Here is an 11,136-nt window from a genome sequence, read left to right as displayed (position 1 = left end):
CACTGCCCGTACAACCACCCGGTGGCCACCTTGGTCGCCGATCACATCAGGAAGGAGCACCCGTGCTGAACCACGTCGCGCTCAAGCCCCACGATCAGATCCGATTCGGCCTATTGAACGGCCGCTGGGATGTCGCAGGCGAGACCCGAGACGGCAGATACGTGGTGGTCACCCACCCCGCTGCGCACACGTACCAGGTCATTGACCAAGAGCAGGGTTTTCGCGGCGCCTTGATGGGCGGACCCACAGTGCATCCCAACGCCTTCGATGGCCCGCCGAACGACGAAACAAACTGGATCCTCGAAGCGCTCGACGGCGGCCGCGAGCTCGCTCTCGCCAGCCTCATGCCGCTTTGGATCACAGATCACTGGACCAGCGAGATCCGAGGACCGGTTCTCGACCCCGAGAAGCTCAGCGACTGGGCCTGTCACCGCATCAGCCACTGGCTGAAAGCGAACGGGTGCCGCTGGCTCGTCGGCACCAGCGCCATCGTGCGTATCAAGGGCAAGCGCATCGAGCTCGACACCTGGACGATCCGCAACCGGCACCAGTCCCGCACCCTCTGGCCACGACGCCTCCCCAACGACTTCGAGCCCTACCAGAAGCGCCGCCGCTTCCAGATCCGCGTCCCACTCTCAACCATCAGGAAGGCCTGACCATGGATTTCGACGACATCAAGATCACCCACAGACTCGAAGCCCTCGGCGACGGACGCCTCACAGCCTCCACTCTCGCCGCGCTGGCCGCTCTCGTCCCCGACGAGGCGCACGTGAAAACAGGGTCGGGCTCAGGTCGCAATGAGAGCCACTGGACCTGGTCAGCCGAGTGGGACCACTCGGTGGAGGCGGACTGGCATTACGCCTCAGCCGCATTGCCGGACGCACCTGAGCAGGACGGTGAGCCCCTGACGGCCCTCGACCTGTTGGGGCGAACGGAGACCATTTTGGCGAATGGTGATCCACGTTGCCAAGAGTGGTCGGATCAGCGGCATGCGCGGTTCGGCTTTCACACGCACGCTCAATGCCGCATGAAGAAGGGTCATTCGACGCTCCGCAACGGTGCCGGCCACGACTTCCCGAAAGACGGCAAGCAGTGAGCCGCGATCCGATTTTAGTCGTGCCGGAGCAGGCGAATAGCATGCACACCCGCCTGCGCCAGCACGCGGGCACTCCCGCGGACAAGCTCTTGATCTTCGCGAAGGACAAGACGTCGGCCGAGAAGTGGGCAATCGCCAACGAGTACAACCGCCACGAGGTCCTGTACGTCACTAACTACGTGCAGCTGCGCACCATGACCACGGCCGCATACCCGCGCGTGTTCCTCGACGGGTGGAAAGCCCACCCGCAGGCGCGCTCCATCGCGGCCGAGCTCACCGCCCGGGACAAGATCAAGGCCGGGTGGCGTCCATGACCGCACCAGCGAACGATCGAGACATCTGCAAAGCGGAGGGCCCTGGCGGCGCGACGTGCACTTTGGACTGGTTGCACCCGCGCGGGCAGCACGAGGACGAGTACAAGGGCCGGAAGTGGGCGGACGGCGGCGAGACCAACCTGCCCGCGTCCTCGGTGACACCCGGTCCCGTGTACGCGACGGACGTCCGCGGCGCCGGATACATAGAGGCTCCATCGGACGAGTGGACGCTCGAGGCGTGGCACCAGGACGCGATCGCCGATGCACGCTCCAGCCACAAGCTCGTCGGCCGCGCTTACGTAGTGCAGTGCGAGTGGTGCCCGGCCGTATTCATCGCCCACACGAAGGCAAAGGCCATGGAGCTCTTCGAAGCCCACGAGCAGCTCATGCTCAACCCCGAGGGGAGCGACCAGTGAGCGCCCGGGTCCCCAGCGGCTCTTTCACCCGCACCCACGAGTGCGGGTACAGCGTCACGAGCCGCACCGCAGGCCTCGCTGACAGGGGCTTCCGGACGCACTCCTGCCAGAGGCACCACCTGATCGCGGCTCGCACGAAAAGGGCCACCCAGCAGCGCGCTTCGGAAGGCGTGAAGCGGGAGTGCCATCACAAGCAGGCCCGCCACGAACACGGCACCCGCACCGCGTACATCCTCGACGCCTGCAGGTGCCGACCATGCCGCGACGCGCAAGCCGTTACGGAGCGAGTACGCAGCCGGCAGATCGCCTATGGCCGGTACGACTCGGGCAGGGTCGAGGCCGGCCCCGTCCGCGAGTACTGCTTCGAGCTCGGACGCCAGGGCATCAGCATCAAGCGCCTGCGCACCCTCACCGGCCTCAGCAGCGCCACCCTCGGCCGTCTCATGTACGGGGTGCCGAGCCAAGGCCTGTCGCCCCGCGCCCGCGTGGAACGAGAGACCGCCGAGAAGATCATGGCTGTCCGCCCCTCACTCGACCTCATGGCACCCGGACACCTCGTACCCGCGATCGGCACCGTCCGCCGCCTGCAGGCCCTCGTCTGCCTCGGCTACTCCATCACCAGGCTCGGCAACCGCATCAGCATGACCGGCAGCAACACCACCAAGGTCATGCAGCAGGACGAGGTCACCGCCCGCACCGCGCTCGCCGTCCGCGCGCTGTACGACGAGCTGTGGAACAAGCCCGCCCCGTGCTCCGACCAGCGCAGCAGGCAGAGCGCATCCAGGGCCCGCAACTACGCCCGCCGCAACGGCTTCGCTCCCCCACTCGCATGGGACGACGAAACGATCGACGACCCGGCCGCCAAGCCGGAGGGCATCACCCCGACCAAGCTCACGACCAGGGCGCACCGCATGGAGGACCTCGAGCACCTCCTCGAGACCGGGACCGGCTACGCAGAGATCCTCACCCGCCTCGGCATGACGCGCAGCGCGCTCGACCAGGCCATCCACCGGGCCGGCCGAAACGACCTTGGCGCTCGCCTCTCGGCCCGCGCTGACGAGCGAAGGAGCGCAGCAGCATGACCGCCCAGCTCGAAGGCCAGCTGGAGCTGCTCCTCGGCCACTCCGAAGATCCAGCGGGCCGGCATGACCTGCCGCCGCTTTGGGACGGCGTGCCGGTGGCCTGGAAGGAGTGGGCCCGCATTGACACGACCATCCCGCTCCACGTGCCGACCGAGGACCTCGCATGCGAGCAGTGCGGCGCCGTCGACGAGAAGGACACAACCCACGGCCGCCGAGGCCCTTTCGTCAACCTCATGGCCGCCAGGTGCCGGCACTGCGGCCACGACCAGGTCACCGACATGCTCACGGGCACCCTGTGGGACCTCGACGACACCGACTACGCCGACATCGGAAGCAATGGAGCAACACCATGAGCGTCACCCAACTACGACCCAACAGCTTCTCCTGCGACTGGGGACACTGCAACGCCCTGTCTGTCGCCTACCGGTCCTCGCCGGACAACGGAAAGATGCTCCCGGTCTGCGCCCGGCACACCAGCGGTGCGGAGCCAGCGCTCGACGACGCACTATTCATCAAGGAGGTCCTCGACGACCACCCCATCGTCTTCTGGGCGACAAACGATCCGGACCGCAACGCTGCTGGATGTGACGGTGAGGACTGCGACTGGGAAGAGCCGATCGAGGCCAACTACGAACACCCAGACGAAGCAGGCAACCTACACCAAGCCGAGATGATTGCGGCCGCGCTACGAGTGCGCCATGCGGGGGTGGTCGCGTGAGGCGCTCCACGCCCGACGCGGTGAGCGGCACCAAGCGCACCATCACTGTGCAGCGATGCTGCAACGGCTGCGCTAACCCCATCGGGGACGCCGACGACGCCGACCTCAACGCCGCCATGGCCGGCCTCCCGCTACCCGACGTCCGAGACGAGTGCGCAACCTGCACACCCCTCACCGCTGCGCTCGCGGATCCGGAAGGCCACGCACTCGTGCAGGCCATCCTCGACCGAAAGACGACCCCGTAACCCATGCCTTGGCTCCGCTCCGGCGACACCGCCGCAAACCACCCCATCGCGCTCGCCGCGCTCGAGCACGACAGTTTCGACGAGCGCCTGCTCAACGAGGTCTTCGGCTTTGTGATGCGCTGCGCCCTGCAGTCGACCGCACACTTGACCGACTATGTCGTGTCCCGAGGCACCGCCATCCAGATGGCTGGCGCCTCCCGTGTCGCTCTACTGACAGAAGTAGCCACGTTCGCCGGCTACTGGGTCGAGCAGCGCGTCGAGGTCGACGGGGCGGAGCGCACGGTTTACAAGCTGGTCGAGGATCCCGAGTTCATCCATATGCGGACGAAGGAGGAGATCGAGTGGGAGCGCCAGCGCAAGACGGATAACTCGAATCCCGCGCTGATCATCCCGGTCCGCTTCCGCGACGGTGACGCCTGCCGCTACTGCGGCAAGGTCGTCAACTTCCTTGCCCGCAAGGGACGCCTCGCAGGAACGTATGACCACAGGGAGCCTGGGAAGCCCGCGACCGTAGACACCTACGTCGTGGCCTGCGGAGCCTGCAATGCCGGCCGGTCCGATGACCCCGCTGCAGACACCGCCTACCCGCTCCTGCCAGCCCCCATCAAGCCCTACTACTCCCCGAAGACCATCGAATGGTTCAAGGGGCACGAGTGGGCGCAGAGCAACGGTTACAGGCCGCCACGGTCTCCGGCTCGCACCATCCCACCAGGACAGCCATCAGGCAACGGAACCACCGGCCAGACGGCACCAGCAGCACCACAGGCGCAGGGCAACGGACATTCCGGCCCAGCGCAGGGCGACGGAACCACCGGCCCGCAGATCAGCCCAGAGCCGCGCAAACAAGCCGAAGACATACCCCCACCACCACGACCTGACAGAAATCCGCAGATTCCAGCAGGTCCAGCAGATCAGCAGTCTGCAACTTCTGGAATGTCCGGGACGGGTAGGGACGGGACGGGACGGGTAGGTGAGGTTAGGTCTGGTCACCCAGACCAGCCACCCGCCAAACCTGATCCATCCTCCAAACCTCCTAAGCGCAGACGTAACAGGAATAGACCAGGCAGGAGAGGCCGCACCTCATGACACCCTTCCCCATCAGGACAGCAGCAGAGCAACGACTCTTCGACTGCAACCAGTGGACCGAGACCCAGTTCCAGAACAAGATCACGCAGCTCGCCAAGGAGCTCGGCTGGCTGGTCTATCACACAAATGACAGCCGTCGATCTGATCCGGGCTGGCCCGACCTCGTCCTGGCACACCCGATCCGGCATCGCCTCATCATCTGGGAGCTCAAGAGCAAAACCGGCCGCGCCACTCCCGCCCAGTTCGCATGGATCACCGCCCTGCGAACCGCCGGCATCAACGTCGGCATCAAGCGCCCGGAGGACTGGGCCAACGAATCGATCCAGCGCGAGCTGCAAGGAGCAACTTCATGACCAACCCATTACTAGCAGCCCTCACGAAGACAGCTCGCTACCTCATCGACGGACAGCCCGTGCCTTACTCCGTCGCCGTCGACGTCGCCGACCGTCCGAAGTTCTGCATCATCGGAGACGTCCACAAGCCGACCGAGCGCGGCTCCAACCTCTGCGCCGACTGCACTGCTCAGCTGCGCTCCGACCTTCGGCTGATCGAGGACCGGTGGGAAAACCTCGAGGACGCACTCATGACCGTGCGCCAGAAGTCCAACGGCGAACGCCCCGGATCCAGCGCCGAGGGCTCGGCGGCACCCATCGATCTCAACGTCAGCGAAGCCATGGGTCTCGCACGAGACGCGGTGTGGGCGATCATCGCAGGCATCTCCCGCGACCATGTCATCGGCCGCGACGGCAAGCCCGTCCGCTTCCTTACCGAAGAGGGGACCTGGGCACTTGCTGGGCTGCTCGCTCGCTACTACGTTGACTACATCGCCACGCATCCCGATCAGGAGTTCACCGAGCGCCTGTACCGGATGACCTGGTCAGCCGGCCGGAAGATCGAGGACGCTGTGCACCCACCGAACGCTCGCCGCTCCCTCGAATCGCACTGCCACCAGTGGATCGGCACCGTCGATGGTGGGCGGGCGCCGTGCCCTGGTCAGCTCGAGGCGGTCGTCGGGTTCGGTGGCAAGAAGATCGTCGAGTGCTCCGAGGACCCGCTACACAAGATGCCGATCGAGGACTGGCTCCGGGTCTCCGGGCACCGGGCCACAAAGAAGAGCAAGCTCGCCGGCAGGCTGGCCGCCAAGTACGGAGCGCCGGCAGCTGGGACTACTCGAGGATGATGGGCGCGAGGGCAGCCACCACAACGAGGACAAGCCCGAGGATGTTGGCAACGATCCCCTTGTAGTTCTGCCACCAGGATATGTTTTGTGGGTGCTCCTCCGGCTTGAAGAAGGGGGTTCCGTCGTCGTCCAGATGGAGCGGCATCCCACGCTGTGGGCTTCCCCACACGATCCCTATCAGGCTGAGTGCGGAGCCGAGAAGGGTCAGTGTGATGATGAGGGGATCCATAACGCCGATCCTTCCAGAAACAGGCCAGCTTGACGGACTTGACAAACTGCCCTACGTTTTAGGGGATGGTGGTGTTCTGCACCCAACCACCGCAGGCTCCGACCGGATCACCCGGACGGGGCCTTTGTCGTTGGCGGCCCACTCGTCTAGCCGGGAGGTGAGAACGATGTGAGCCAAGACGGTGTGAGCATTCCCGACTGGTCCGGCCGACGTCGAGCCGAGGCGCTCGAGTGGGTGAAGGCCGAGGGCCAGCGCAAGGGCACCCCCTGCTGCATCTGCAAGCAGGGTATCGAGTACTCACTGACCTACCCCCACCCTCAGTCGTGCAGCGTCCAGCACGTGAAGTCCCGCAAGCTGTACCCCCAGCTCACATGGGACCGCACGAACTGGAAGCCTGCACACCTCGACTGCAACAAGAGCGCCGGCATTTCCGAGGAGGTAGGGCTCGGCGTGATGTCCGAAGATTGGTGAGCCGACGCGTCGTCCTCCTCTGCGGGCCGCCAGGCGCGGGCAAGACCACAGCCGCCAAGCAGTCTGGCCTCAAAGTGTTCGACCGCGACGACAGCGAGTGGGAGAGCGAGCGGCAGTTCACCGAGGCGATCGCCAAGCTGGCCATCGACCCGAACGCGCAGGCTGTCGTCATTCGCTCAGGAGCCAGCTCATCGGCTCGCAACAGCGTCCGCTCTCAGATCGGAGCAACGCACACGTTCGTGCTCCTCGAGGACCCTGACGAGCTCGCACGCAGGGTCAGGCAACGAGCCCGAGCCGATCGCGTCTATACGATCGCCGGCATCAAGAAGTGGTTCGCCAGACACGACCGTGAAGACGGCGTCCAGATCTTCCCCGGATGGTCCGCGATCGGCGAGACCGACCTCGGGGTGACCTCCGAGGACTGGTGAAGCTGGAAAAAATCCAGCCCATGAAAACAGGGGCCGGTCCCCGCCGTCACCGGCCTCTCCCCCCGGGTCCGAAAAATTGAGAAGGGCCCCAACTTCCGCATGTTGGCGCGGAAAACGGACCCCCCAGACAGAGAAGGAGCCCGCCATGGCCCGCTCAGATTCGCTTGCCTCAATCGAGGCGACGATCACCCTCGATCTGCCCGCCGGCCCGCCCATCGACATCGGCACCGTCGACATCCCAGTCAGCGTGAAGCTCATCGATGGCGCGATCATCCCCAACGCCGACGTCGCCGAGCTGCGCTCCGCGGTGTGCAGCTCGGTCGCAAAGGTCACCAACCCCGCGATGCACCACCGCACCGCGGACCCGCTCGAGCAGCGAGTACTCGAAGTTGCGCTCGCCGAAGACCCTGAAGCGCTCGAAGCCGCCACCGAGGCGCTACGGCACCACCGGACGTCCATGACGCGCTGGCATCGGGAATCGAGCCAAGAGGCACTCCGAGCCACCGAGGTGGTCACAGGACCCCGAGCGTCCGGCAAGACGTGGGCGCTCGCAGAATGGGTCCGCCAGGGCCGCCGCGAGACTACGGAGGGCGTAGGCAACGATCGCTGCCTGGTGGTTCCCACTGTCGACGCCGGCAGGCATCTTGTCGACGCGGGCCTCTTGACCTCCAGTGAGGTGATCAGTGTCCGCCAGGCGAAAACCAACGGTGCTCGGAAGCTCAAGGAGTACGCCGTCGACGAGAGCGCCATCGAGCTCGCCGCAGCGCTCAACCAGATCCGCGTGCCGGCCGTCATCGCCGTCTGCACGGCCTAATCGTCCCGGCCATCCGCTGGCGCCCGCCCCTGCAGTAGTCGATAGGGTGACCTCGCGGAGTACTCCGGACGCACACCGGGCACCGCCTCAGACCTGCGGCTGAAACAGGCAGAGGCTCCACCCCCACCCCGACCAGCTCAGGGAAGGAGGAACAACATGCGCAAGCTCATCGCTTCGATCGTCGTCGCCGTTGGCATGATCGCCACGTCCGCAACCGCCGCAAACGCTGTCGGCAACTGGCCCTTCTAGGCCACAGCACCCGGGCGCCCGGTGCTGGGGCCGGCTGTTCCCGGAGGTACACATGCACGATCGCCCGAAGTTCCGCCTGCTGCGCGGCGACGGCGAGTCCATCCGAGGCATCGCCCGGTCGCAGGGAGCCTCCCGCAACGCTGTCCGCCGCGCGCTGGACCCGAATGCCAGGGACCACTACCACCGCTCAACCCTCGCGGAGGAAGCCGAGCCAGCCGTCCGTGACGTCCTGGCCGACTACCCCGCGATGAGTGTGGCCGACATCGCCGTGATGATCGACTGGCACCACTCCCGCCGGGCCCTCTCCGGCCTGGTCGCCGCGCTACGTCCCGAATACCTCGGCCGCTCGTCCGTTGACGCTCAGCCCATCGGCAGCATCCGGAGCGGGCTGCTGACCACCAAACAGATTCAGTGCGGCACCATGCAGATCGGGGAGGTAAAGATCCAGTGAGCAAGGACCCCACCGAGGCCACCATCGACCCGCCCGAGGACATGCCTGGGCCCGTCGCAGACGTATGGCACGAGATCGTGGCCACCAACGACTTCGCCGGCCGCGTCGACCGAGCCGCACTGGAGACCTTCGCGACCCTCGTCGCACGGCTCCGTGAAGCCCGCCAACGCATCGCTGACGAGGGAATGGTCGTCACGGACACGCGAGGCCGCGTGATCCCCCATCCTGCCCTCGCTGTGGAGCGTGAGACGGCGAACCAGATCCGCATTTGGGGCGATCGCTTCGCTCCCCTGGTCAAGCCGGCCCGGAAGCGCGGCTACATGGCCGACGCCACCGCGGCGTCGATCGCCGCCGCAAGCCACCTGAAGGCCCCGAAATACGCCGGCCCAGTCGCGCTCCTGAAGACCACGGCCTGGCTGATCGACGAGGCGCAGCGCGACAGCATGGAAGCGCTGCAGCGCACCGCAGCCACCCTCATCCCGCTGTACCTCAAGTCCTGCGCGGAGCTGCAGATCACCCCGGCGTCCGTACCCGGCACAGTGCAACAGGCTCCTGCCGCCGAAGATCCCCCAGCTGCAGCAGCTGGAGGCGCAGCGAAGGCGGGAGGGGGCTCCGTGACCGACATGCAAGAGAGGGCGCGGGCTCGGCGTGGCGCAGGCTAAGGCCAAGCGCCCACCGCTCTACGGCTGCGAGACCCCCCGCGTCTACACGCCGCCCCTGCGACCACTGGAGCCGCGCTCGCCGGAGACGGAGAAGCGCACACTCGGCTACGACGTCATCGACTTCGCCCACGACGTCCTGCACCTCGAGCTGTACCCGTGGCAGAAGTGGCTACTGGTCCACATGCTGGAGCTGCTCGACGACGGGTCGTTACGCTTCCGCACCGTGGTGGTGCTCATCGCCCGCCAGAACGGCAAGAGCACCCTCTCGCAGGTCCTCGCGCTGTGGTTCATGATCGTCTGGGGCTGGCCCCTGGTCATGGGAACGGCGCAGGACCTCGAAACGGCCGAGGAAGTCTGGCAGGGCGCCGTCGACATGGTCGAGGAGGACGACGAGCTCTCCAAGCTGCTCAAGCGGGTCCGGAAGGTCAACGGCCAGAAGGCGCTCGAGCTGAAGACCGGGCAACGGTACAAGGTGAAAGCCGCGAACCGCCGAGCAGGCCGCGGATTCACCGGCAACCTGATCATGCTCGACGAGCTGCGCGAGCACCAGAACTGGGAAGCCTGGGGCGCGATCACCAAGACCACCATGGCACAGCTCGAAGCGCTCATCCTCGCCCTGTCCAATGCCGGCGACCTGACCTCCGTGGTGCTCCAGTACCTCCGGAAGATGGCGCACCTCGCGCTCGGCGACCCGGACGGCATCAACGAGGACAGCATCCCCGTCGGCCCCACCGTCCTGGACGTACAGGACCTCGAAGAGGACGGCGAGGAATTCGACGAGGACGACCTCGAGGACTTCGAGCAGGACGAGGACACCCTCGGCCTGTTCGAGTGGTCCGCTCCCCCCGGCTGCGACAAGTGGGACCGGGCCGGGTGGGCGCAGGCGAACCCGTCCGTCGGCTGGAACCCCGGCTTCACGCAGCGCACGATCGCCGCAGCGTGCCGAACGGACCCCGAATGGGTGTTCCGGACCGAGGTCCTCTGCCAGTGGGCTGACGGAGCCCTGCAGGGCCCATTCCCGCCAGGCTCGTGGGACAAGGGCAAGAACAAAATCGAGACCACGCCCGACGGCGCGACAACAGTCGCGGAGGAAGACCGGATCATCGGCCCCGTGAAGGCCGGAATCCACCAGTCACACGACCGCTCGCGCACGTTCATCGCGTTCGCCGGCCACCGCGCCGACGGCCAGGCGCAGGTCGAGATCGTCACCGTCCGCCTCGGCTCCGACTGGGTCAAGGACTGGCTCATGGATGACAAGCGCCGCCACCGCATCACCGCGGTGACCGGCCAATCCAAGGGATCCCCAGTCTCGCCGCTCCTCGAGGAGCTCGACGCCGATCCGACCTTCACAATTCCGGTCGAGAAGTGGTCCGGAGGCGACCTGACCGCCGGCTGGGCCATGGTCTTCGACGCTGTCCGCGACAACAAGGTCCGCCACAACCCACAACCCGTCCTCGACGTCGCCGCAGCGACCGCGGTCGTGAAGATCTTCAGCGGCGGCGCGTCCATCCCGGACGATCGCGCCTCGCCGGCCGACATATCCCCGCTCATGGCATTCACCGCGGCCTACTGGCTGTTGTGCCACCGCGAGGAAGTACCCCTACCCCCACCGCCACCTCCGGCGGCGGTCCGTACAGCCTCTGTGGCCTCGTCTGACGACGTCGCGACCATGGGCTTCTGATGAAAGGAGTGCCT

Annotated in this window: 18 protein-coding genes; 17 read left to right on the top strand and 1 reads right to left on the bottom strand. The window is 66.4% G+C overall.

Annotation, left to right across the window (positions count from 1 at the left end):
- The first annotated feature begins 62 nt into the window (after positions 1 to 62).
- The 11 genes from ACX80U_RS12205 (at position 63) to ACX80U_RS12155 (ending at position 6,137) form a co-directional block, all read left to right on the top strand.
- On the top strand, positions 63 to 656 hold the full coding sequence (locus ACX80U_RS12205; protein ID WP_459268639.1) for a hypothetical protein: 594 nt from the start codon (positions 63 to 65) through the stop codon (positions 654 to 656).
- Positions 657 to 658: 2 nt separating this feature from the next.
- Positions 659 to 1,096 carry a hypothetical protein gene (locus tag ACX80U_RS12200; protein ID WP_459268638.1) on the top strand — a complete coding sequence of 146 codons (438 nt, stop codon included), beginning with the start codon at positions 659 to 661 and terminating at the stop codon, positions 1,094 to 1,096.
- A 41-nt stretch (positions 1,097 to 1,137) separates the two neighbouring features.
- A complete protein-coding gene (locus tag ACX80U_RS12195; protein WP_459268637.1) occupies positions 1,138 to 1,410 on the top strand; it encodes a hypothetical protein in 273 nt (90 codons plus the stop codon).
- A 62-nt stretch (positions 1,411 to 1,472) separates the two neighbouring features.
- Positions 1,473 to 1,826 (top strand): hypothetical protein, encoded by a 354-nt coding sequence (locus ACX80U_RS12190; RefSeq protein ID WP_459268636.1) that lies wholly within the window; start codon positions 1,473 to 1,475, stop codon positions 1,824 to 1,826.
- The gene (locus ACX80U_RS12185) at positions 1,823 to 2,908 is read left to right on the top strand and encodes a hypothetical protein (RefSeq protein ID WP_459268635.1); all 1,086 of its coding nucleotides are present in this window, start codon (positions 1,823 to 1,825) and stop codon (positions 2,906 to 2,908) included. Before ACX80U_RS12190 ends, ACX80U_RS12185 begins: the two co-directional genes overlap by 4 nt.
- Positions 2,905 to 3,261 carry a hypothetical protein gene (locus ACX80U_RS12180; RefSeq protein WP_459268634.1) on the top strand — a complete coding sequence of 119 codons (357 nt, stop codon included), beginning with the start codon at positions 2,905 to 2,907 and terminating at the stop codon, positions 3,259 to 3,261. The genes ACX80U_RS12185 and ACX80U_RS12180 overlap by 4 nt, the downstream gene beginning before the upstream one ends.
- On the top strand, positions 3,258 to 3,626 hold the full coding sequence (locus ACX80U_RS12175; protein WP_459268633.1) for a hypothetical protein: 369 nt from the start codon (positions 3,258 to 3,260) through the stop codon (positions 3,624 to 3,626). Before ACX80U_RS12180 ends, ACX80U_RS12175 begins: the two co-directional genes overlap by 4 nt.
- A complete protein-coding gene (locus ACX80U_RS12170) occupies positions 3,623 to 3,871 on the top strand; it encodes a hypothetical protein (RefSeq protein WP_459268632.1) in 249 nt (82 codons plus the stop codon). The genes ACX80U_RS12175 and ACX80U_RS12170 overlap by 4 nt, the downstream gene beginning before the upstream one ends.
- A 3-nt stretch (positions 3,872 to 3,874) precedes the next feature.
- A complete protein-coding gene (locus ACX80U_RS12165; RefSeq protein WP_459268631.1) occupies positions 3,875 to 4,957 on the top strand; it encodes a hypothetical protein in 1,083 nt (360 codons plus the stop codon).
- Entirely contained in the window at positions 4,954 to 5,310 is a 357-nt protein-coding gene (locus tag ACX80U_RS12160) for a VRR-NUC domain-containing protein (protein WP_459268630.1), read from the top strand. The genes ACX80U_RS12165 and ACX80U_RS12160 overlap by 4 nt, the downstream gene beginning before the upstream one ends.
- Complete coding sequence (locus tag ACX80U_RS12155) at positions 5,307 to 6,137, top strand: hypothetical protein (RefSeq protein WP_459268629.1); 831 nt, start codon at positions 5,307 to 5,309, stop codon at positions 6,135 to 6,137. Before ACX80U_RS12160 ends, ACX80U_RS12155 begins: the two co-directional genes overlap by 4 nt.
- Here the strand turns inward: ACX80U_RS12155 and ACX80U_RS12150 are convergent.
- The gene (locus tag ACX80U_RS12150) at positions 6,124 to 6,366 is read right to left on the bottom strand and encodes a hypothetical protein (protein ID WP_459268628.1); all 243 of its coding nucleotides are present in this window, start codon (positions 6,364 to 6,366) and stop codon (positions 6,124 to 6,126) included. The two genes, ACX80U_RS12155 and ACX80U_RS12150, sit on opposite strands and share 14 nt — an antisense overlap.
- 168 nt (positions 6,367 to 6,534) lie before the next feature.
- Here ACX80U_RS12150 and ACX80U_RS12145 point away from each other — a divergent pair, with 168 nt between their 5' ends.
- The 6 genes from ACX80U_RS12145 (at position 6,535) to ACX80U_RS12120 (ending at position 11,122) form a co-directional block, all read left to right on the top strand.
- Complete coding sequence (locus ACX80U_RS12145) at positions 6,535 to 6,837, top strand: hypothetical protein (RefSeq protein WP_459268627.1); 303 nt, start codon at positions 6,535 to 6,537, stop codon at positions 6,835 to 6,837.
- Entirely contained in the window at positions 6,834 to 7,265 is a 432-nt protein-coding gene (locus ACX80U_RS12140; protein ID WP_459268626.1) for a nucleoside/nucleotide kinase family protein, read from the top strand. The genes ACX80U_RS12145 and ACX80U_RS12140 overlap by 4 nt, the downstream gene beginning before the upstream one ends.
- 145 nt (positions 7,266 to 7,410) lie before the next feature.
- Positions 7,411 to 8,079: a hypothetical protein gene (locus tag ACX80U_RS12135; RefSeq protein ID WP_459268625.1), complete on the top strand. Its 669-nt coding sequence runs from the start codon at positions 7,411 to 7,413 to the stop codon at positions 8,077 to 8,079.
- 301 nt (positions 8,080 to 8,380) lie between these two features.
- Positions 8,381 to 8,779: a hypothetical protein gene (locus tag ACX80U_RS12130; protein ID WP_459268624.1), complete on the top strand. Its 399-nt coding sequence runs from the start codon at positions 8,381 to 8,383 to the stop codon at positions 8,777 to 8,779.
- Positions 8,776 to 9,441 (top strand): P27 family phage terminase small subunit, encoded by a 666-nt coding sequence (locus tag ACX80U_RS12125; RefSeq protein ID WP_459268623.1) that lies wholly within the window; start codon positions 8,776 to 8,778, stop codon positions 9,439 to 9,441. Before ACX80U_RS12130 ends, ACX80U_RS12125 begins: the two co-directional genes overlap by 4 nt.
- The gene (locus ACX80U_RS12120; RefSeq protein WP_459268622.1) at positions 9,428 to 11,122 is read left to right on the top strand and encodes a hypothetical protein; all 1,695 of its coding nucleotides are present in this window, start codon (positions 9,428 to 9,430) and stop codon (positions 11,120 to 11,122) included. Before ACX80U_RS12125 ends, ACX80U_RS12120 begins: the two co-directional genes overlap by 14 nt.
- The last annotated feature ends 14 nt before the right edge of the window (positions 11,123 to 11,136 follow it).

It is taken from the genome of Arthrobacter sp. TmT3-37, assembly GCF_054510835.1.
The sequence above is the reverse complement of the archived record's forward strand: the minus strand, read 5'-3'. Positions and strand labels throughout refer to the sequence as shown.